We start from the raw sequence: 22,886 nt of genomic DNA on the forward strand, positions 1-22,886 counted from the left end.
AGCTATCCAGATTAATGCTGATCATGGAGATTGGGTGTGCATCGGCAGACTGCCATTCTGGAAGATGAAGGCAATAGCTGGGGGCTTGCCCCGCGCGGCAGAGTCAGGCGATCACCCATCCGTGCAGCTCTATTTCAGTTCCACCCGGAGCTTTGGCGACAAGTATTCTCTTCTAGTGCCTTTCGTGAGGACGTCGATCATTTCTGACAAATGCAACGTCTTATCGGCATGTTCTCGGACGGAGTCGTCGTTTGTACTCCAGAATTTCCACCAAGGAGTCATGGCCGCCACGACGTTCAATTCAATCTCAAATGATGATGTCTTTGTCGGATCAACTCTCAAAGTCCATTTGTCATTCTCATCCCTAATCACTGCAACCGCATTTTTGCGGGAAGCGTCAATCACCCAGTGAAATTCTTTCTCGCGTGGAAATTTTTCCTCGAGTCCGGTTACTGTCATGTGAACACTGAAGGGCGCATTGAAGCCTCGGGCAAGACGCATCTCCAAGTGATCTTCGTTTTCAATCGTCAGCACCTCCTGCAATGCATCGACATTCAATACGACAGCCGGGTTCAGTTTTTCGGGCTCGGTTAGCTGAACGACTTCTACCCGCGCCCCGTCTTGCTTCTCGGCCAAAGAGCGTATCGCCTCAATGAACCCCTCGACGATGTCTGTTCCAATAGCCATGTCCCGCGCGCCAATCCACAGATAAATGGGCCGTACACCGGAATGGTCGAATGACCCTTTTTGTCCAAATGCGTCCGGCGTCTCCGGGTAGACGCGACCACGAAACTCTGAGCGAAGTCCGATTAACCACAGATTGACCCCCTCACGGTCAAGCGATTGAAGCTGGGTCATAAGTCGACTGTCGATGCCAGCCTGGCCTGGGCTAGACGGCAAGCCGTCCGTAACAACCACAAATACTTTGGATTTGCGGAGCTGATCCGTGGATAGGAGTTCGACCAACCTCGTTTGTCGACTCCCAAAATATTCCTTCCTCGCCTTTGCCGACGGGAATTTGAGCCTATTTAACAGCGATTCTGTGGGGCGCAGCTCTTCTGGATCCGGAACGGCTTCGCCAAACGTCCCAAAATACACCGGCTCGTCACTGAGTTGGCCGCGTATTACTTGGAGCAGATGGACCCATAGAAACCGCTGAATGATGCTTCCATGCTCCTTTGTCGTTCGAAAGTAACCTACCATGCTGAGAGATGCATCCAGGTAGGTTGCAACACCCTTGTAATCCCTGGGGGGCGGAGGCGGTGGCGGTGGTGGGGGAACTGGCATGCTTGGGTAGAGCCAATATGCCGCTCCGCCGAGGAACGCCAGGGGAAGGAGAAATATCAGGAACCGTTTCATCGCGTCTTACTCTTGGACACTGAGTGTGCCTTTCTCACCTTCGACGCGCCAGCCGTCGGTCGAACGAACTACGACAGGAGCACCCAGTACACGGCCGACACGCGTTCCTTCCTTCACGTTTCCCCATTCCTTAAGCTCAAAAAATGGTGAAAATGCTTGCATCGTCCATCCCGCCATTCGCCGTGGGAGCAGAACAAACCGGTCGTCCGGCATCCGTATTGCGAGGAGGAGCCAATCACTGTCACTCACCGCACACTCCGTCGAACACACGAGATGAACCTCGACTTCGCCAAATCGCTGTTGAAGGCTATCCTTGCACGCCTCCAGGACCATGTGCCCCTCGGCTCGCCACCACGCAAGAAGGCTTGATAGAGTGAGCGGTTCGGTGCTTATTCGGACATCGCGTCGCACGGTTTCGGCCGTGAGACCTCCCCCGCCTGCGACGGCCGCAGGAGAATCCGATGGGATGCTGTCGAGTGCTACCGTCACGTACCGGTTTACCAGTAACTGCAGTTCATTCATGAACTGACCAAACTGTCCGGCATCGTTCGCAATCGGGGGTCGGCGCTCAATTTCAGGCCTCAGTTCGCCGCCATTCCGCCTAGTTCTCGCGGTTGCGATTCCCCTGACCTCCTCCGCGAGTGCGTCGAGCCGTGCTTCCATGTGGCAGATCTGTTCATCGCGGAGTCGGGCGACATGCGACCATTGATGAAAGGTCTTGCGGAAAAAAAAGATTGCGGCAGCCGAGATGGTGACCAGCCCAAGGGCCAGGACCAAGTACAAGAGAAAACGAACTGCCTGTGAGGTGAGTTCATCCACCACCACTATCCCATTGCAAACTCGCTACTAGTCGCGGCTGAATTTTCTCCAGAAATAGATTAAACAGGCTATTGTTTAGTCCGTATTTCCCCCCTGGCGCGGTATACACGCAAGTTTGACATTCCCTGTTCAGCTCGCGAGCGATATCTTCTAGCTGTTTTTTGGATATCGCGAATCCGGATAACGCCACGAATTGCTCGACAAACCGAGAACAATCGAAAGACAGTGTTTCACTTGATAATCCACCAGTTGGAATGTCGCTTTTCCAATCGATAGGCTGACCTGCAACGATGACATCCCCACCCATGATGGTTCTGACGGAAATATTGTCAGGGTGATTGTATGTCCCTTCTCGAGCAATCCGCACCGCACCTTTCGAGACTGCGCCCTTGAAGTCATTGTTCCTAGGTAGAATTACATTGGCGTCGACGCCCCAGTGTTGGAACAGTCGGCTGACATACTCTGGTATTGTATCGTGTGGAGCGGAATAACCTTCGATTAAGCGCCATCCGTTGCCGACCGGGAAAAAATCGACTTTTCGGATGTCGTGTCGAGCAAGCAGACGTTCGAGGTAAACAAAAATCCCAACAAAGAATCGATTTATCGCGGCCTGAGCCGACTTTCTCTGGGGTGGCGTGAAAGTGTCCAGGACCAATCGGATGCCGCCGGCATCCCGCAAGAGCCGTTGCATGATGATCATCCGATCATTCACATCCAGGTCCTTGTCATCCAGGCCTTCGCGACGAATGTTCCGGAAATTCTCCGCCAGATAGTTCAAATAGACGTTACCCCCGTAGGCGACGCTTTCGACATATTCGCCGCCGGCCACATTCATGGCGATATCGGTTGTTCCACCGCCGATATCGACCACCATTACCGCACGGTTCTGTTCTGACGAGCCGACGGAAAGCGCCTCCACCGCGTATGATTCGGCGATTAGTTCTTGCAACCCCAGAGTCGGATTAACCATAGCCAGTTCGATTACCATTCCCGTCTGTTCGGCAAGATCGGCGAACAACGCGCCGTTGCCGGTCGAAGCCGCTAACAGCTGCTTGTATTGCTCATAGCGGCTTGCTCCGAAGGCCAGCGGGTAGGTCGGTACGATGTCAACATGGCAACTGAGGTAATCCTTCCTGATTTGAGCCAGCACGAGGGTGAGGACCATGTTGAGGTAGACTTTGGTTAGCTCATCACGACTAAAACCGTCAGGTGCTTTCCATTTGAAATTGCTTACCAGATGTCTACTAATTCCGGTTCGCCTAAAATAAGGAAACGGCACGGTAAAATCGGCGATAGGACGCGTCAAATTTCCTTTGACCCTGGCACTCAACGTCGTGAATAAGATTTCGGACGGCAGCAGCGACAATCCAGGCCCATCCATATCAGCGGCTGAGGCGGTCGGCACGAAGCTTGATGCCTCACGCTTTTGATTGCTTTCGGGTTTCCACCATAGTCGCGTCAGGAGGTCGTAGGAGAGGTCCTCGAAGGTGAACGTGGTATAGTCCCCTGCTTCGTCGTCGAATATCCCGAGAGCCGTGTTTACGGTTCCGAAATCGAGCGCGATCGTCTTCGCTATGTTGCCCGACTCAAGATCGGGACGATCGTCCATGAAAATACCGGCAGGCTTGCCGTCGACGACCATTTCCGCATATCGCACTGCTTCATTGATCTGGCACCCTAGAGAGTCCGCAACCGTATCCAGCTTGACTAGGCGTTCTCCAAAAAGATTGACCGTTGGATGTGTCCCGGCGAACTCCGCATTCGTCATGAAATAGGCGTAATTGATCTTCCATCCTTTGGCTCTATAATTCGGCCAAAGGAGTAGGCTTCCCTCAAAATTCTCGATCAACATAGAGGCTAGAGGCTTCCATTCGATCGGTGCGTCCCATCCTCTCAGATAAATTTGGTAAACTGGACGCCCTTCAAATGATCCACTGATTCCCGATGCGTCAGTGTCCACAAGGTTCAAAAATTCTGAACGTAGAGGCAGATCGGGCGTACGGCCATTCGAGCAAATTACAAGTCTCTCGCAGAACAGATGCTTCGAGATCGCACGGAGGGGTACACTCACTAATTCGCCATCGTGTTTGCGGAGTCGCGCGGTAGAGATCACGCTGGTGAGGTTACCGAGCGCTCCAGTAGGCGCCTTGACGGTGGTGGACCAGTTCCCCGAGGAGAGATTGTTGAGAGAATCGAGAGCCAGAAGAGGCTCGCTCGATGGCAGTTGAAGGACCTTCCTAATCTCCTGAACCCATTCGGTGAACAATGCCTTGACGAGACCCGGCCCGAGGCGCTCCATTTCTTCGTCGATCGCGATGGCGAGAGCATTCAGGGTGATATTGCAGACAAGCAAGTCGTCCCGGATCCGGACGTAGTCCGGTTCGGGGCTCGTCGTCGGCCCCTTGAGGTCCCACTCCGACGCCGCCTGGAATCGGGCACCCGGGAAAACAAGGCTATCTGGGTATGCACCACCGATGACCTTGTTCTGCCATTTTAGAACAAAAAACTCATCTAAGTTGGGTTCAAAGCTTTGCAATACATATGCGGCACGAACGGTTGGCGCCAGGTCGGTGAGGCTGTGGGAGACCACCTCAACGAGACCGAGGAAGATCCCCTGCACCAAACGGCTGAAATACTCGTTGGCCGCCGGCTCTTGCGGTATCTGGTTCAAGGCCTTGGTGAAGGAGAACGCGCGCGCGAAAATCGACGGAACGCCCCCGTGGTGAATCTCTTCCTCTCGGTACAGCCGACCGTCGAAATCACTCGGTTCGATCGTGGTGGTGCCGGCTTCGAGAGCTAATTGCCGCCAATCGCCAGGAAGAAGTAATTCGGCCATTATCAATGTTCTCCTGCCAGACCAAATTCCCCGTTGAAATATCGATTGTCGAGAGAACGAAACAGAGCGCTGACAATTGCATCGGATACGGTATCGTAATCCAGTTGTTCAGCTTCTAAATTCCTCAATCCTCTGGTTGCTGCTCGTATGAACGCCATTGGTCGGTGGAGTGACTGCTGGTAACCGTCACCATCGAGTTCGCATTGCAAATCAATTGAAAACGGCACAATGTCCTTCGTCAGTGCCTCGTACCGGCGAACCGTCGTGTGTATCCGCTGCGCTTCCTCGGTTAGTTTGGTGCTGACAGCACGCTGGATAGTCTCTCGTCTATTTTTCGTCAGTCGTGTCAATCGCGTCAGGATCTTTTCGATATCCTTAGGCATCGGTGGCACGAAGGCAAAACCCAACCCGCCGTCGAAAAGTCGTGAAAGTCGGGAAAGATAGCGCGCCACGGCGACGTTTAATTGGATGACCCGTTCAAGCGAAACCGACCTCCCCTCCCCGAGCGCAATGCCGATACCGAGATCCGTGGCGACTTTCCGACCCTGAGGCATCTGCACGACCTCAATGGCGTGGGCATTGTGGAGACGCGCTAATCGGCCGCCGTCGAACAGAGACTGTGCGTATGCAGCGGCGAGGACATGCAGCGGTTCGGATTGCTCAGTTTGCTTTCCGACTGCTTCATGCGTTCGGCTCGGCGGAACACCAAGACCGAAAAGTACACAACCGTTTGTTCCATCAACGATTTTGTCAGCGAGAAAGCTCATACCTGACTTGGCGTTAACGGCGATCTGCTCATTGTGAATGATCTCATGATCCGCCATACCTTGGTCGACCGCGACGGGGCGTAGGCTGAAGTGCTGCAAAAAATAGAGGATATATAGTTTGACGTTATCTCGATGGGATGTCGATTTCAGGGCGCGATTGATCTCATGAGCGATGGTCGGTACACCACCAGCGCCGGTACCACCCATAGCCGAGCCGCAAACGATCACGGTGTGTGTCATGCCGTCACGAAGGTACGCATTCGTCGACTCGGGCGATCCGTCGAACAATTCGTCGAATGAACCTGACGCCGGACGACTCAGGCTATCGACAATCATTGCCGCCCCGACTGGAGGACGCCCGTACATTCCCTGGCCTACCGGTGTGCTCTGCTCCCGTGCCGTGAACAGAGCATCCAATACATTTTCGCAGAACTCGCGGTTACTGGGCTCTGTGAAATGTGTGCCGACAGTGGCTCCGGCCCCCTGAGGAAGTGGATCGATAAACGTGCTGTCGACGGAATCCGTATAGTGTTCAATCGTGTCGCGATCAAGATGATACATCCGGGCAGTCGGCAACCAGGGCATCAATGACATGAGACGTGCATAGCTAAGGGCCATCATCTGCCCGGTGCCACCAACCGCAATCATAAAACTTGCCATTTTTTACCGTCTGTCCGTTTGCAACGTGCTTGGGTGTCACCTCTTATTTAGTCAGCGTTTGGCAATCCAGAGCGAGACACCCATGGTCCAATACAATACTATCGATAGTATGGCGTTCGTCATCACGGCCGTCATGATCGCGACTTCGTCGCCCCGCACCGGCAGCAGCCAACTCCAGGGAAATTTTATAAACTGCGTGCAATTTCCATTGGACAGGGCGTCCTCGAGGTCGGGAGACGCGAGGATAAGCAAAATTGGCGTCGCTGCCGCTACAATCGCCAGAACGCCGAGCGGGAGAAGTAGGCGCACCAACGCATGAACATTGCGCGCAGTATCGCCGTCAGGGGCATCATCTTCGAAGGAGGAGAAACTCAGCCGCCGCGTCATCCACACGTGCCATCCAACGGCGAGTGCGGAAATGATAGTGATCAACACGAGCGATAGCGCCGCACGGTCATTGATCAATCCAATACAACCTATCAAGGTCGTTCCCCCGATCTCACCGAGTTTTTATGGGAACTGACCCCAATAGGTCGTTCCCCCGGCGGGCGCAATAACATCCGGTAGCACGAACGCTCGCAATTGGGCCATTTTAGGATCATGCAACATTTCTACGAGCGCACGCAACCTATCTAGGCCGGTCGCACCTGTGCCGCGTGAGACGCTGATGATTCCGACACCATTGGCTTGCAGGGCATGAATGATGTCACGATCCCAAATCCGGGATTGCCCGGAGTCCAAGGCATTGATCGCCAGGAACCTTATGTGATCTAGACGGCGCAAAGCGAGGATAGACTCGTATCCAACGTTCCCATCTCGAACGACGAATCCACCTTGGCGAAAACGCCCGTCGAGCAACAGCACGTCAATTTCCGGCTTTCCTAAAAACTCGAGAAATTCGCCCTTGTTCGGATTGATCAATACACGGTCCGGCCCAAGTGTGCGCTTCAGTATTTTAGCCCAATCGTTCACGCTGTCTTCGGTCCGTACGAGGACAGCATGAACCCGACTGCGCGCCAATGTGGGGACCGCCATCATCCTGGTCGTTAGGCGGAGTATGCTGTCCAATGGATCGTTGTTGTTGGCTGTGATCGGGAACAACATGCCAGAGGAGCCGAAACCGGCCTCTTGAGCGATAGCCAACCAATCCGCGTCCACGTTATCGGAGATCAGGCCGATTAAGGGACGACTTTGCCGTTCAGCTGAGACGAATGGGGCGATGTGGTCGCGATGGAATGCCTCCCAATCGTCGCCGACGTGATTTTCGTCAGTTGCACGAAGAATGAGATCCTTTAATAACCGAGCATCGTTGGTTCGTCTCGTGGACGAGCGCGAGCCTGGGATGATTGACATCATAGGCGGATTCACTGATAGGCGTATGGACAGGAAGACAGCTTGATTCGTTAAGCCCAGTGCGCGGAGATGGCTCTCGGTGCGAGCTAAGCGCTGGTCGCGTTGTGGCGACAGGGTCGTGAATTCCAGAGCGGACAAACGAACCGCGGACTCTGAATCCTTTTCGATACGGGAGAGCAAGGTGCGTCGAACCGACGCCAACGCCGCGTCGGCGCGACAACCTCGTTGCCTAACTGCACCAACACCAACTGTGGTAAAAACAGCATTGTCCGCTCGCCATTCCAGAGATCGGCGGGTTTGAACGTCTGTGACCCGATAGGCATTGAGCAAATAGGCCCAGTTCGATGCCCTAATATTCTTTCGTAGTGCATCAAGGGCTTCGTATAGTGCAAGGAAGTTTCGTATCCGTTGAAACGCAGAGTGCGTTCGTGTGAGAGCTGCATACTCCTCGAGCAACTGCCGGTTCCACTCGACGATATCCAAATTATTTCGGTCTTTGGATTTTGTTGAAACTGCAATCGAAACGCCCGGCTCGTCAATCACGGCTATTTTCGACCCAGTTATCGCATCGCACCGCACACGATGTGGAATCAGCCCCGTTCGCCCTTCGTCAGACCCAGGATGGATCCAGAAACCGGGCGGGACCTTAGTTTGACCTGCGGCAATTCGATTGAGCGCTTGCAGCCCAACTGTCATGGCGGCGCCGACCGAAGTGTGCCGAATGCCGCCCGAATACAGCAGCTTGTACGATGTTGATCGTGTCCTTACATCCGGTGACATTCGGACACCAGGTGGTTGGGACGATCCAATGAGCGCTCGCAACGCCAGGACGACGTCTTCCAACTCCAGGGGGGCGCTTGTCGTCTTTCTTCCGATCAACAACAGATCACCGCCCACGCCGACTACAATCGCGTTCAAATGGTCGATCGGTAGCTTCGGTTCTGTCGTGTTTGCCGCCGCTTCCTTTTGAACACGTGCAAGGGAAACAACAATGAGATCGAAACTCTCCGCTCTACATTCAATAATGCCCAAGATCAGGAGAAGGCTTGCGACAGCAATACGCTTCATCGCAACCTCTGGATCCGGACTCTTGGTGAGTCACCTTCGCGATCGGGGGGTTCGACGATAATATTAACATCACCTGCCGAATAAAGAAAATTACCTGTATCGTCAATTTTCTCAGATGAAAGATAATCGCCTTCTGAAACAGCGCCGGCGTTTAATTGAATAATTATAGTTATGTTAATAATCACGCTAACCGTCAGCAGCACAAAGAGAATCGCCATAAGGATCTGCGGCTTCATGCCAGTCAAAAAAGCACTTGATAGCGTGCGGTTTTTAGAGGTACCAAACAACGATTTCCCGCCCCTCCTCGCCTTGGAGACAGTGCGAATAAGAGTTGCCACAAGGACCACAAAAAGGAGTAGCGCCAGTAGCAGAAGCGCTAACACCCATAATGGAAAAGCGGCAAGATATGCCCACAAGCTGCCCCAAAATCCCAATCCCGCCCCTGTTTCGCTACCGCCAATTGGAACATCTCTTGAATTGCCTTGGAGCCCACCTACGGGTTCGCTGGTTTGTGAGGTAACAGATTCTGAGCGTACGGTTTCTCGTGCTCGCGCCTCCTCCGCTAGACGCGCAGTCTCTCGTGCTCGTGCCTCCTCCGCTAGACGCGCAGTTTCTCGTGCTCGCGCCTCCTCCGCTAGACGTGCAGCCTCCTTTTCATTTTTGATCTGACTTAACGCGGTTTCGACGTCAGTGTTAAGTTTCTCTTCTACCTGTTTTCGGATTTCTTGAAAAAGTAAGGCGTACCGATTATCCAGAGAGGCTGGTGGTTGCTGGGGCCAAATCGTGTCGACGCGATAAGCTGACCAGATTTGTTCAATAAGAGATGCGAAGTACGTCACCCACTCTTTTTTGCTGCCGCTTCCAGCTGTGGGAGGCTTCGCATCGAATCCGACTGGCGCACCCACGATCAGCTCTTTGATCGTAGAAAGTCTGTTTTTGTCGCGACTACGCACGCCTTTGATTGCCGCCGTGTGGCCAAGGTAGATTTCGTATTGGCCGTCCCAAGCGCGTAACGCTTCATTGATACGATCCTCCACACCGCGGCTTACGTACTCTTTGGTTTCCGCCAGAAGCACATCGGTTTTGAAATCTACCGAAGAGATTGAATTCAGAAGGTTCAAATTTCCGAGATCCTGACAAACAATAAACAAACAATCGCGGATGCGCACAGGATCGACGATACGTGTTCCATCGCCCAGTTTCATTGACACGATGAAGCGTTCATCGGGGGGCTTGAAAAACCAGGTCCTATCCGCTATCGATCTAAAATTATCCCTATACTGGCCTGCTGCAATAGTTTCACGAGCAGCCTCAAATGGGGTCGCGATCAGGGCATTGACACGCGCCGGAAGGACGTCACCTAGTTCTTGCAAGTAGCTTTGCTTGACTCGTTGTCGCACCTCCGCTTGTTCCTGATCCGGTACACCAAGCACGTAAGCCTCGACGAGGAGACTTTGAAGTCGGGGAAATAGCTTCTCGACAATCAGGCTGCGGCTGGTCTCCACTTCGGCATGCGCTATGAGATCAGTGCGGATCAAGCGCTCGATCTCCCCTGGGTCAGTTAGGGGCAGCACATGCTTTTCAATGAACTCATCGAAACGCTGTTTTTCTAGATTGGCCGCACCCTCCTCGATCATAATCCGCACAATGGAGAATAACGGGTAAATATAGTGCCAATCCTCCTTGCTTTCGCTCTGCTTGTCGATCGCACGTTGGACCGAACCGGTCCAACTCGAGGAAATCTGACCTCTGGTCCAAAGTTCGGGCGCCAGCTCAGAATCGATCGCCGTTTTCTGGATCGCGATCTGCTCCTTGACATGGGCAATGATCTGCTTAATACGTCGTTCGACGGCATCGGACACTTCTGCCAATAACGCGGGCTCCGCGCGCTGCATTTTCCGAACAAGTGTTCGTTTGACGAAGTTTTTCTCGTCCAGAGCCGGCCAACCAGCCTTCTCCATCTCCTCGACCTGCTCGATCGAGGGATAGTGATTAAGCGAAATGCGGTTCATTTGAGCTTCGACCGCCTCGTCTCTCGCCCTCACGAAGAGGGCTCCGGCAGTATCCGAAAATGCCTTTTTGCTTTGCTCAAATTGTACTGTGAAAGCTTCGCGCATTGAACGACGAAAGGCTTCCTCGCTCAACTCGCTTTCCGCGATTTCGACGCTTCGGTATGCGCGTGCAAGCGCTTCGTCGAATTCTTGTTCTAGCCTTTGATCGAGGAACTCGAGTGTCAGCTTCTCGCTTTCCTCCGCAGTCGAATGATTTTCGATGTTGGAGAGGATCTGTTGTTTGATCTCGCCGCGAAGGGTCTTCGCCTCCTGTTCGGCTTTGTAGCGCCCGCCCGCATCCTGAGCAGCCTCTCGCGCGAACATCTTGGCAGATAGCAGACGACTCTTGTGCTTGGCATCTTGCTGCGCGTGTGCCGGGTCGCTCGCCGTGGTCGAACCGATTAACGCGATTACCAGCGCTATTAAAAAAAGACCACTCTTTGGCAAGGGACCCATCTGCCTTATTCGACCGACTGAAGCTGGTACCACGTCACATCAAGGAAGGCATACCCGGCTTGTTGGAGTCGTTCGCGGATTTGGTCGATCTGTCGTTTGTAGAACTCGTTGACCTTTGCCCTGCGATCCTCGGGAGTCGTTGTTTGATCTAGTATCTTGTTGACGAGCTGTTTGGACTTGGCGTCCAACTCTGCCGGGCGTGCAAGGAGAAGGTCAAGAATGCGCGTGAGGACCTCGCTCTGTATGCGTTTGGCATCCTGTTCAAATGTATCGACGCCCTCCAAAATTGCGTTGTGAATTAGGGCTCTATTGGTGGGAACTACGATTTTGGCCTTGGCCAGCGCGAGTTGCGCTTTCTGATCCGAGGATAGCTCGCCGAATTGTACGTCCTCGATAACCGTCAATTCGTCGGCCCACTTCTGAACCGGCTCTTTTTGAAATCCTGCACGCGCTTCAACCAGATTTGCTTTCTCCAACACCCTGGCATAAAGGCCATCAAGATATGACTGTCTCGACGCCGCTTTGCCATCAAACAAACTCTTGATTTGGGAGGAAAATACCTGAAATTCGAGATCGTCGATCACTGTATTATTTAGTCTTACGCGAAATCCCGAAGAAAAAATGGCAAATCCGATTCTCGCACGCTCTTCAATCTTAACTGCGTTCCAAGCCTCGAGCATCCTCAGTCTCTGCAATTCGTATATATTACGCCACTCCAATATTCTTGCCTGCTCAGGTTTTGTTTCGCCAATACCTTCAATCTGGTCTTTCAAATCTTTATTTTCCGCCTCGATATATTGACCAACCAATTTGTTCTTAGAAATCTCCAAAACCGCCACCAAACTTAGAATCATGATCAAAGGGAACAAAAGTTGCGTAAACAGGTTCCATATCATGTCTTCGTCCTGGGAGCTTTTTCCGTAGACCAACGAGCGCGCACTCCTTGTATTCATCTCTCCACCTCATTCACCAAATGGCCGGGGCCACCATCCTCTTTTCTTCGGCTTATTGCTGTAGCTATCGGTAATCGCCTTTATTTCAGCGACGAGCTTTTGATGCAGGTCGGTGATTGAGTCCAAGTCCTTAATTTCTATAGTCACGTGGGTGCGATGTTCCTGCTTCCTCACTGCGCTCAACAGTTCGTCAAACCTTCGGTCAACTTTGTCTCTATGGGAATTTGACTTCTTTTCCATCTCGCCCTCGGTCTGAGTTATCTTCTCAGAAAGCATGTTCGCCACTCGTGTCAGAACCTCGGCGAAGGCGGCGCCAAGTCCGTCGACAGCATTCTTAGTTGCCTCCGGTTGGTTTGCGAGTCCCGTCTCTACTCCTTTGATGGCTTTCTTAATTTCAGCAAGATCGGATTTTAGAACGCCGGCGGTATGGTTTTTATCGAAACTGTCGGGGAGAGACTTAACCGAGTCGTTTACGTTTGTGAGTCCTGTAGAAATCGAATTCCACAATTTAATAATTTTTTCCGGCGATTGCTTCTCGACGGCGGCAGAAAGCCGATCCACCGCCGTCTTTAATTCAACTATGCTGTTTTCGGTTCCAGCCAATTCAACACTGGTCGATTTCAATCTTTCCTCAAGGCGGGCGAGAGAAGACTCGGTAGAACCGGCGGTTGGATCTGAGAGATCATAGATCCATCGCCAGACCCGGATCACCAAGGGCCCAAACACGTAAGCCAACACCGTCCCAGTAAATGTACTGAGAAGGGCGGTTCCGAAGGCTTTCAGCAGAATGTCGAGCGTATCAACGGCACCAACGTTCCCGACGACGTCTTTCATCCCCCAACCGATGAGCATAAATCCCCACAACGTACCCAGCAGTCCGAACTCAATCCACTGGCGCTCGTAGCGAAAATGCAAAGGCAGGACGTCGGCTTCGTCGTAGAGCCGTTCCTCCGTTATTCTCCCCCTTGCCGCCTGCGTCGTGTTACGTGCTAGGTCGAAAAAGAACCAGCAAAACAAGAATGGAGTAACTGCTGAAAGGTCAATCGAGGCCCCTCGTAAAATAGCGATAAAACGGCTAAAAAATCTAACGCGCTCGTCTATGCTGGCACGCTCAGGTTCACTGGATAGCGGCCTGTCCGACGTCTCGAATATACTTTGGTTCGACTCGATCTGATTCGGAATTTCACTAATGTTGATGACTAAAAATGTTACGGAGATTGCTAACCCAGTAATAGCGATCAGCAACAGAATAATTAGAATCAGCTTTTTACCGGCGGATTTCGGGTTCACAAAATGGTATTTTACGGCGCCAATAGATTGCTTTGCCGCACTCCTAGGCAGTCGGCCTGTAGTCGCTTTTTTCATGCCTTATCATCTATCGCGGCAGATGGCGACAGCGTGTGCGTCGATATCGTCCTCGCTTTTTGCATCTTTGTTCCCCCCGTTATCGGAAATCATCTCTGCAATTGATAGGCGTCCTTCGACATCTACCCGCTTTTCCATCCCCAGAATTTCATAGGCTTTACACAAATCACTTAAGTATGACTGAATTCGAATTGGGGATTGAAGTTTCCCACGCTCAAAATAGCACTCTGCGCAAGAAGAATTTTTCTCAATAGCTTTAGAAAGATATTCTAGAGCCCTTTTTTTCCTACCCCTCTTACGATTTGTTCTTGCAAGAAATAAGTACGGTTCATAACGATCACTATTTTCATCTGTCATTTTCGAAAATAGTTCAATTGCTTCTTCTTCCTCGCCATCGCGGATGAGGAGCTTCCCGAGTCCAATTTGAGCCTCGGGCTCGCCGGCTTCCGCGGCTTTCTTGAAATGGGCCTTCGCCTTTGGCCAATTGCCGTTTCCAGCATAGATATTGCCAATTTGTGTCAACACTGCCGGGGTCTCTGGAAGCTGCTGCCAGTAGTTAAGTGTGATCCTCTCGCGGGCATTTTCCATACAGGCGCTCGACGGCCAGTTTCGAACATAGTCTCCGTATCCCTCGTAGGTGTCGGTGCGCGTTGCTTCACGGTAGGCGTTGAAACTTTGCTCGATCTTCTCCATCTGCGCGCGTTGTCGCCCAGTACCCTCTGGAAAGGCGGCTTTATATACACGAAACGGTTCACTGACGCAGGAGGTTCCAGCTTCACGTAAAAGGCTGGGCTCAACAAGATCCCGTACTGGTTTGGCATACCGGCCCGATGGCCAACGTCTTAGATATTCAAGCGCAGGGCCCTTGGCGCCATTGACCGTTTCGGTTGCTTTGCGAACGTCACGAAACTCTTTGAACTCCGGATCGATCAACTTCACCGTCTTATGATCGCGAACCACGACGCCTTGATTTTTCACAGCAACACCGACCTCAAGAGTGAGGGATGCTTCCTCGTCGATGTCCGGAGCATGGAAGGTAATGGGCACGCGTCTGTTCATGCCACTGTCGAGGTTCTGGATCGATTTTGAAATCAATGGCTGCGTAGCACCATCGTAACCACTAATTTGTAGCGCCACATCGAGACCTTCGATCGTCGCGCTACTGGCGTTTTTGAGATCGGCAAAGACTGTGTACGCAGTGTTGTCGAAGAGCGGCTCGGCCGCGCTTAAGTTTTCCAGGGTCAGCGATATCGCGACAACGATAGGTTCGAGTTTTACATTGGTCGGCTCTGGCAGTTTGGGGCTCGGTGGAGGAAGCGCGGCTAAACTCCCGATCCGGTCCGAGGAAGGACTTGGTTTTGCTATATCCTGTTTCTCGAGGTTGTCTAATTCTTGAACTAAAATAGTGGTGTGCGGCGCAGTCCCACGATCTTGATTCTGGTCTGTAGCGGTGGAAGGCGGGCGTGCAGCTGTTTGAGAGGGTTCCTGCGAAATCGTCTCTTCTCCAACTCGCTTTTCGTGCGCTGTCGGACTATGAGGTTCGGGCAAGCCATTCGTGACGGTTGTACCCCCATCATCGTGCTCTTGGGGGCGATCATTCGTCTCTTCCAGACCGACTACCTTTCGCCAATCAAACTCTTCGGCGATGGTCACGAATTTGTCTGCCGTCTCGCATCCGCTCAAAAGCACACATGCCATAACGAAGGAGGTCAACCTGCCGAGTGCCCGCCATGGCCACTGAGGCCGAGCAGTGCCTCCATATGCTGGATGTGGAGGCTCACCTGTCCGGAAGTTCACAAGATTGAGTTGCAATCTTGATTGCTGGCGCGAATTAGCCAAGAAATCCCAAGGTCGAAGTTCTGCATGAACAGACCAGCGAGAATTTGATGACATATTTCCTCGTATCCCGAACGGCAAAATCATATGCACTCTCTTTCGGGTCGGCTTGGTGTCGTCTCATATGTTAATGCGGTTACTACAACCAATGTTAGTTGTACTCATGACGACTGTCGAATCTTTGGTGTCAATGTATCAATTTTAATGGAGAAAAACTTCGCGCCACACCCTGTCCGTGCGTACCTTCGATACCTGACAAGTGTTCTAAAAGGCTAGTAATGCGAACCTCTCGACAAAAGCTGTATCATCACCCGCGCTCTAAGTTACTCATGTCGTACCAGGAGGTTCAAAAGTTCTGGCAATTGCGCAAATCCTGCGTCGAATCAAGTTCGTTGCCTAGTTTAGTACGCATGCCCCTCCACACGGGGAGGTCTAGCCTTTTGAGTCGAATCAAGCGCTTACTTGACAGTGGTAGCCAGTTCCCGCCATGACATCCAACCATCGTGTGATCGTTACTCCGCCGCTCCCCACGCCATCGAAGCGATCCGTCCATAGTTGTCCGAACGGATTTTTACCTGAGAAGGGCCGAGCCGGACTTCTTCAGTTCCGGTGCCCTGGTTATCCAGTGATCGGTAGTCGATCCGCAATCCACTCGGCAGTACGATGGTTTGCAACCGCCTAATTTCTTCCTCGGAACGATAAACCCATGACGTAATACCTCCGTCGAACGCCACGTACTTTTTGAGGCGACCCTCCGGGCCCAAAGTCGTGACGGACGTCGTGCCCGCCCGTTCGGTTTCGATCGTTATCAAATCACCGGCGTTCGAATATGCCAGTTTCTCTAAGGACAAGAGCGACTTGATCTGCGTCACCTTCCCGTGGTTATTCCGGACGATTTGAGTCCCCTGCAGCTCGCCACTGCGGGTTAGTCGCCCAAACTCCGATATGCGGCCCCGGTCGTCATATCGCGTAGCATAAATGAACCCCGACGAATCGGTTACTTCGACAAGGCGGCCCATAAAATCCCATTTTTCCTCAAGCCACTGACTAGATTTACCGTTTTTATGGGGCGCACTGATTAGAATCCCGGTGGGTCGACCATCGCGATCGCGGCGCGGTCGCAACACTGTTTTGCCAAGTTGAACAGACGCGATGCGTCCATCAGGCTGCCATGAAAGCTGTGCGGCCGGGACGTCATCAACCGAAACCTTAGTGGTGCGCCCCTTAGTGTCGTTGGTGATCTGGTAGAGCGGACCACCAAGAGCATTGGTAGTCTCAGTTTGGCCGTCCGAGCTAATCAATCGTGTGAAAACGGCCACTCCATCGTGCGAATGGGTTTCGCGCACTTCCCTGCCCTTGCCGTAACGCCATCGGACCATTCCCCCGTTGCTGAGTTGCGCCTCGGAGGGGCGCATGCGCTGGTCAAAGGCCCATTTCACAGGCATGTCTCCAGGCTGGTCCGACATCACACTCAGTTCCGAGCCATGCTGTGTCTCGGAGATGGTATATTCAATTTTATGGGTTCGGCTCTGCTGCCAGCGCAACCGGGCCTGATCGTCATATCCAAAAGAGAGTTCTTGTTTGTTGTCACCGCCAATTCGGGAAAGTCGGTTCGCTTCGTAGGCGTAGGTCCATTCAACCTGCCCACTCGTACCATTGCTCGAGCTCGGCCGAGAAACCGTACTTAGGCGACCGGCGACGTCATATTTGAATTCGACCGCTTCAGTTGGAGCTGGCGCCTGCTTGCTGAGAATCCCGATTTGCTCCGCTACGCCCCCGATGATGCGGTCGAACTGGTCGTATTGGAGTGAAATTTTGGCGACGACGTCTTTTCCCTGAAAACCGACAATTTGGGTGAGATGTCCCGCTTTGTCCCGCACGTAATGAAGCGCTGAACCATCAGATTCCACTAACATCAAATAGGTATCGTTGCCGAAATGCCAAACGGTTCCATCCCTGAACAATAATTGTATAGTCTTCGCCTTGAGAACATCGCTCTGCGCAACGCCGACTCCCGAAATTTCTGGATGGTTCGGGGCGACAGTCAACTCACCAAAAGGTTCCACCCGGGCTGCGCGATTGAACCGAACATTGATCGTCCCCAAGGGGCTGACAAGATGGAATTGGGGTCTGTAAGTTTTCTCCTTAGATCTCATTTCCTTCTCTATACTACTGTCCGACTTTAGAGGTACTGGTACCTTCAGTAGTCGCGGAAGGTCGAATGTCCAGCCCTTTCCTAACGAGCCTTCGGGGTCAAAAAACGAGTTGTAGAACCGCGTCAGCCTGATACTGCGCCCCAATCCGATCGGAACGGTCATGTCTGTCACCGATTGGCGATTTGGTGCGAGTGAACGGGTTGTCGCGCCCGGCAATGTGACCATCGAAGGTATTGCACCATCCGATGTGACTACAGCGCGGTTGATACTGATGGGCGACGACGCCGTACGCGCAAGCCGTGGAATCTCTCGTATCGCCATTTCTGCCTTGATTCTGGATTCTTTGAAGAATGAGGCATCTTCCTGCAGTAGGGAATGGGATTCAGCAAGGTTAGCCTCAGCGTAAGCGTGAACGTCGGCGGCGTCCGGCGCAAGGTTCACTCCACCATAAATTTCGCTGCCCCTTCCGTCTGACTGGTACCTGCGTTCAGTCAGAGATGGCGTAGTGGTATCCATCGAAAACTCTGCAACACGATAGTCACGCATCCATACGGGCATCGCCTCACCGAGGTCACGCAGCCGTTCGGCAACCGCGCTAACCAGCGCAATTCTTTTTAATTCGTGAAAAATCGCCACAGGCTGATCCCGGCCATTGCCGGGGGGTGGTATCAGGACCACTTCATCGGCGATTTTCGAGTACTTTTCGGTAAACCAAAGTTTGAACGCGATGGCGCCGTCAGAAGATTTGCCTTTCTCGTCGTCAACCAATTGCCCGTTTTCCCAGCGCATTTTCTGAGTTTCAATCTGGAGTGGCAGATCAAACAGCGAAAGGTTGCTCGCTCCAGCGTCGTACCGGGCGACACGAGTTGGCTTGATCCAAAAGCGTTCCCAGTTCGAGTTCTTATTCTTTTGTTCCCGTTTGCCGAAGAAGACCGCATTGAGAATGCTCTCGTAGCCTGGAACACGTGAAGAAATATGTTCTTTGGTGACGTTGTCCTTGCCGAGCTGATAGCTCTTCATAATCCGGTCACACTGGAACAGGACCCAGCCGACATAGGTGTCGTCCGTTCCTGGGCCGTGCTTCACATCCATGGTCGACCCTTGTGGGTTCGTTTTATCCGGATCAATCGTCACCGATGGGGCTTTGCCGTGGTCGTAGATTGCACGAAACACCGTAACAACGTCATCAAGGTGCAACGGTGGCAAGGTTCGATTTTTGCCATCGCCACCTATCAAGATCAAACGCCCCGTCGATTTATCGACGGCTACGCCCTTTATGTGCCCTAGACCGACCAAGGCCTTCGCTCCGCCGGCAAGGCTGACGCCACCAACGGGAGAAGGCGTTGCCACTCTCGACGCATTCCATGCTGCCAACGCAGCCTTACTCCCTGAGGAAGCAAAACCACCTGGCCCTGCGATCAGTCCTTCACGTCCTGTCGTGTCGTACTGACGTTGGATTTGTTGCATCTTGCCAATATCGGACATCATCTTGTTGGTTAAACTTCTAAATTCGGAGGTATTATCGCTCAGTCCATAAGGTCGATCGGGCGCTCTGTAGTTGTAGTTGCTGCCTCCTGGCAGAAAATGCGGCATCATGTCATCTACTATGTGACTCCAAGTAGACACACTCTCGTCTGCCTTATTGTAAGTACCTCGCGACGGACTATTTCTATCCCAATACCCATTCGGGTAAACCTTAGCCAGGAAATTGATTTTGTTTCGAAGACGACTATTTCTGCCTCCTTTCTTAGGATCTGGTATAGCAAGAATCGCCTCATGTGACCCTCTACCATCTATACTTATAAACTTGTATGTCTTGTGCCCTGAGATTGAATGAAAAACACTCTTTCCCGGTGGCAGGAGTGTCCATTTTGTCCCCCTATCGTCAAAATAAGTGTTGTTACCATTTTTGACGTATTCAAAACTGGAGACTGGTTTTTTGTTTTGCCATAGTGATCCGTACGGTATTTTGTTGTTATAAAAATTGTTACGGTCGTGGTGGCTGTATCTAGGATGATTTTTTGAATAAATTTTAGGAAGCGAGAGTCCGCTACTGAAATTTCCGTTTCCGGCGTCAAGCATCCATGCCTGCGCCTCGGCCCCATTCCTATCAACGAAGTTTACTGGGTCCCCGCTGGCATAAGCATATAGTGAATGGCTGTGCTTCGATGTGCCCGGCACCCGAAGAATCGGATCAGGCTGAAGGAAACGCCCCGTGGTTGAATCGTAGGCACGGGCCTTGGCCAGATAGACCTCCGCCACGGGATCCCAGATCAGGCCGGCGAAAGCGGCGACCAGATCCGAATCGAGATCATTCCAAAGCGGCGCGCCATAGGGTGAGTAATCGCGCTGGCTGGTTAAATCGCCGCTGCCGTTCAGCTCCACTCTGACACTAGCGAGATGATCCTCGAGTCGGTAGCGAATATTCCCGTCACGCAATTCCATTAGCGGCACCGCGCCGTCCCAGACAATGATGGTCTCCGCACTATCCGCATCACGCCGCCAGAGCGGTCTCCAGGCATCGGTAAATGGATCGGGTAGGAATGCCGTCGTCCGTCCCTCGACCAAGCGCTTAGTCAATAAGCCGAGCGCATTATAGGTGTATCCAACGGCAGCGCCTCGCGCGGTTATTAGCTCGCCAGCGCCGTTGTATTTATAATCGATGGCCTTCGGCAGAGTTGGGAGCTGCCGGACATGCCCACGAGCATCCAAGTGCACAGAGCCCCGGTTGTCGGCCATGAGGGCGCCAGTCGGTGTGCTGGTGAAGTGTAGTGTTTCTTCCAATCCGGACTGCGCCTCGGCCAAATTCCCGAGGGCATCGTATTTGTAGTGATAGCTGCGCCCATCTCCTCCCTGGCAGGCGACGCCGGTTAGCCTTTGCATCACGTCATAGTCGTATGTGCAGTCGTGATTCCTTCCATCGTAGCTCAACTCGCTAACCATTCGAAGCAAACCATCGGGCCTATAGGTATAGGCGTATTGGGCAAGGATTCGGCGGCGGGAATCGACATGGGTCAGTTCTACGAGTTCACCCTCGTCGTCGAACTTGCGGATGGACTCGATCCCGTTCGGCAATCGGCGAACGATAGTGTTCGACGCACGGTGATATTTATAAGTGATCTCACCCGCAGGAGTTATGGTCGTAGTGAGACGTCCTAGATAGTCGTACCGATATCCAATGGTCGTCGCCTTTCCAATTTGCAATTCGACAAGATTGCCCCATACGTCGTATCGGTAGCGAAGGGTCGGCGCGCCACTGGAACGCACCTCAATGGGCAATCCGGATGACCCGTAATGGAAGGCGATATCTCCACCAGGTGCCTCACCTCTCAACAGGCGACCTTGGGAATCAATTACAAACGTCCGACTTTCGTCACGAAATTCAACTGTGGTCGTCGTTGTTTTTGCGCCCGTCTTATCAGATCCCTCATAGTGGATCAGCGCGGCCGTCGAACCTGGACCAACGATCTCTGTTGGGCGCCCCTCGCTGTCGTATCGCCAACTCCAGTTCAGCGTCGACGTGCCGTTGGCCCCATCTGGCAGTTTCTCAATATTGGTGACCAGCGCAGGCTTCTGTGATGGCGCGTCATTTGTCACGCCTCGTACCACGGTATTGGACACACCCACGATCAGCCAGATCGCAAAGAGCAGAAGCGCCAAAAACCCAACGACAGCGGAACCAAACATGAGCCCTGTCCGAGAACGGAAGATCGTATCCTGAAATCTCATATCGCGGCCTTCCCACAACGAAAATAATGGCCACCTAAACTATGGATTTGGCCAATCCAAAACAACTTGCCCCAACTATGCAACAGATCTATCTGCGAAGGCTGACATACCTTCAAAAATGGCGTACTATGCCAAGAAAGTTATATCGCTATTTCCTTTGGGAGTTGTATCTAAAACGCATTACTAAAGCTAACATCATAAGTGCGACATCTGAATCGGCATATCCAGCGCCGCGATAGATTCCCAAAGTATTAGCTAAGGGAGCAAATTATGAACGAGCTTAGTTGGACCGAAGAGCAGCATACCATTGTTAGAGATCTCATCGCCGAGGAAACCGAGAGAGCTCGGCTAAGCCACATGTTTATTCCCGAGCATAGACTTGAGGAAATATCGCGGAGTGTACCTGCCGACGAATTCGATTCCATCGCAAACACAGTCGACGACGTTAAAACTATCCCGCTCGTGGAAGTCGCCGCGCTTGTGAACCTTACTAAGCTTCAAGTCGAAGACTCAGATCTTTCTGCGGCGTTGTTGCTCATTCGTCGTGCAGCGAACCGATTGGCTCGCGCACATGATGCAGTCGTCTTTGTTGGACAGCCCGGCGCGGATCAATTGCCTCCGACGGCACCTCAACCGCCGCCAAAAAAAGTCGTGAGTGCAATCGGAGGTTCTCAGAACGATGGAGTATCTGTCTCAACAAACACCGTAGATATCGGGCCAGCAACAAGTAGTGCAGTCACAAAGACTAAATCGACAAGCAGCAAAAGTGGTGGATCATCAACGGAGGGTTCTTACGGAGAGGCACTTGTGGCAGGCGTGGCTGAGGCCTTAGTAAAGCTCGAAGGAAAAGGGTACATCGGCTCATATGTTCTCATTCTCGGCCATGAACTATTCATCTATGCGCATACACCGTCTGTCGGATCCCTTGTGCTTCCCAAGGATCGTCTAGAGGGCTTGCTCGGTGGAGGCCCAATACACCGCTCCAGCGTCATAAACACCAAGGAAGGGTTCTTACTCTCCCTCGGTGGAGAGCCAATGGATCAGGCGGTAGCCGTAGCTCCAAAGTTTGAGTTTCTCCGGATTGGCGATAATGAGGTACGCGAATGCCGTGTGTTCGAGCGATTTGCACTTCGCCTCAAGGAGAAGGACAGCGTTGTTAAGCTAGTCCTAAAGTGAGGGCAGCGTATGCCAACCCTAGAGTGCGATGACTTCCGCATATGGTTCGGTACCGAAGATGCGCCTGCTCCCTCAGGAGCCATTCCACACGGAAGCAAAATTGCGGCTCGTGTCGGTGTTTCGCCAGATGCTCCAGAGCTAACGATAAGATTCCAATATCGCCGCCAAAGCGGCACGTGGATGACGTTGTCGACGAAGCCATTACCTAGGGACAATAACAAATCCCCTCGGTACTACGAGACTTTCTTCCCTGACCTAGCACCCGGAGCTATTATAGAATATACGGTTCAGTGTAGGCGAAG

General features: G+C 52.5%; 12 protein-coding genes. 1 reads left to right on the forward strand and 11 read right to left on the reverse strand.

The annotated features are described in order from the left end of the window. Positions 1-129: 129 nt before the first annotated feature. The 11 genes from QMZ18_RS33740 to QMZ18_RS33790 all read right to left on the reverse strand — a co-directional run bounded on the left by QMZ18_RS33740 (position 130) and on the right by QMZ18_RS33790 (position 21,366). On the reverse strand, positions 130-1,359 hold the full coding sequence (locus tag QMZ18_RS33740; RefSeq protein ID WP_282610855.1) for a hypothetical protein: 1,230 nt from the start codon (positions 1,357-1,359) through the stop codon (positions 130-132). A 6-nt stretch (positions 1,360-1,365) separates the two neighbouring features. Further along, positions 1,366-2,178, reverse strand: coding sequence for a hypothetical protein (locus QMZ18_RS33745; protein WP_282610856.1), 813 nt, complete (start codon positions 2,176-2,178; stop codon positions 1,366-1,368). After that, a complete protein-coding gene (locus QMZ18_RS33750) occupies positions 2,171-5,014 on the reverse strand; it encodes a hypothetical protein (RefSeq protein ID WP_282610857.1) in 2,844 nt (947 codons plus the stop codon). The genes QMZ18_RS33745 and QMZ18_RS33750 overlap by 8 nt, the downstream gene beginning before the upstream one ends. 2 nt (positions 5,015-5,016) lie before the next feature. After that, positions 5,017-6,441, reverse strand: coding sequence for a hypothetical protein (locus QMZ18_RS33755; RefSeq protein WP_282610858.1), 1,425 nt, complete (start codon positions 6,439-6,441; stop codon positions 5,017-5,019). 51 nt (positions 6,442-6,492) lie between these two features. Then, on the reverse strand, positions 6,493-6,924 hold the full coding sequence (locus QMZ18_RS33760; RefSeq protein ID WP_282610859.1) for a hypothetical protein: 432 nt from the start codon (positions 6,922-6,924) through the stop codon (positions 6,493-6,495). 27 nt (positions 6,925-6,951) lie between these two features. Beyond that, positions 6,952-8,862, reverse strand: coding sequence for a hypothetical protein (locus QMZ18_RS33765; protein WP_282610860.1), 1,911 nt, complete (start codon positions 8,860-8,862; stop codon positions 6,952-6,954). After that, the gene (locus QMZ18_RS33770; RefSeq protein ID WP_282610861.1) at positions 8,859-11,369 is read right to left on the reverse strand and encodes a hypothetical protein; all 2,511 of its coding nucleotides are present in this window, start codon (positions 11,367-11,369) and stop codon (positions 8,859-8,861) included. The genes QMZ18_RS33765 and QMZ18_RS33770 overlap by 4 nt, the downstream gene beginning before the upstream one ends. Before the next feature lie 5 nt (positions 11,370-11,374). Next, positions 11,375-12,265, reverse strand: coding sequence for a hypothetical protein (locus tag QMZ18_RS33775; RefSeq protein WP_282610862.1), 891 nt, complete (start codon positions 12,263-12,265; stop codon positions 11,375-11,377). Between the two features lie 66 nt (positions 12,266-12,331). Beyond that, positions 12,332-13,687, reverse strand: coding sequence for a hypothetical protein (locus QMZ18_RS33780; RefSeq protein WP_282610863.1), 1,356 nt, complete (start codon positions 13,685-13,687; stop codon positions 12,332-12,334). A gap of 6 nt (positions 13,688-13,693) precedes the next feature. Next, a complete protein-coding gene (locus QMZ18_RS33785; RefSeq protein ID WP_282610864.1) occupies positions 13,694-15,340 on the reverse strand; it encodes a lipopolysaccharide assembly protein LapB in 1,647 nt (548 codons plus the stop codon). A gap of 695 nt (positions 15,341-16,035) precedes the next feature. Beyond that, positions 16,036-21,366 carry an RHS repeat-associated core domain-containing protein gene (locus QMZ18_RS33790; protein ID WP_282610865.1) on the reverse strand — a complete coding sequence of 1,777 codons (5,331 nt, stop codon included), beginning with the start codon at positions 21,364-21,366 and terminating at the stop codon, positions 16,036-16,038. Positions 21,367-21,678: 312 nt separating this feature from the next. On the opposite strand from QMZ18_RS33790, the gene QMZ18_RS33795 reads away from it, so the two are divergent. Continuing rightward, positions 21,679-22,584 carry an encapsulin gene (locus tag QMZ18_RS33795; protein WP_282610866.1) on the forward strand — a complete coding sequence of 302 codons (906 nt, stop codon included), beginning with the start codon at positions 21,679-21,681 and terminating at the stop codon, positions 22,582-22,584. Positions 22,585-22,886 lie beyond the last annotated feature (302 nt).

The sequence above is a fragment of the Pelagibius sp. Alg239-R121 genome (assembly GCF_947331435.1).
Classification (GTDB): Bacteria; Pseudomonadota; Alphaproteobacteria; order Kiloniellales; family Kiloniellaceae; genus Denitrobaculum.

Coding starts and splice junctions, on each gene's coding strand:
- QMZ18_RS33790 (WP_282610865.1), bottom strand. CDS start 21,366: ATGTTTGGTTCCGCTGTCGTTGGGTTTTTGGCGCTTCTGCTCTTTGCG.
- QMZ18_RS33765 (WP_282610860.1), bottom strand. CDS start 8,862: ATGAAGCGTATTGCTGTCGCAAGCCTTCTCCTGATCTTGGGCATTATT.
- QMZ18_RS33795 (WP_282610866.1), top strand. CDS start 21,679: ATGAACGAGCTTAGTTGGACCGAAGAGCAGCATACCATTGTTAGAGAT.
- QMZ18_RS33740 (WP_282610855.1), bottom strand. CDS start 1,359: ATGAAACGGTTCCTGATATTTCTCCTTCCCCTGGCGTTCCTCGGCGGA.
- QMZ18_RS33775 (WP_282610862.1), bottom strand. CDS start 12,265: ATGATATGGAACCTGTTTACGCAACTTTTGTTCCCTTTGATCATGATT.
- QMZ18_RS33770 (WP_282610861.1), bottom strand. CDS start 11,369: ATGGGTCCCTTGCCAAAGAGTGGTCTTTTTTTAATAGCGCTGGTAATC.
- QMZ18_RS33780 (WP_282610863.1), bottom strand. CDS start 13,687: ATGAAAAAAGCGACTACAGGCCGACTGCCTAGGAGTGCGGCAAAGCAA.
- QMZ18_RS33750 (WP_282610857.1), bottom strand. CDS start 5,014: ATGGCCGAATTACTTCTTCCTGGCGATTGGCGGCAATTAGCTCTCGAA.
- QMZ18_RS33755 (WP_282610858.1), bottom strand. CDS start 6,441: ATGGCAAGTTTTATGATTGCGGTTGGTGGCACCGGGCAGATGATGGCC.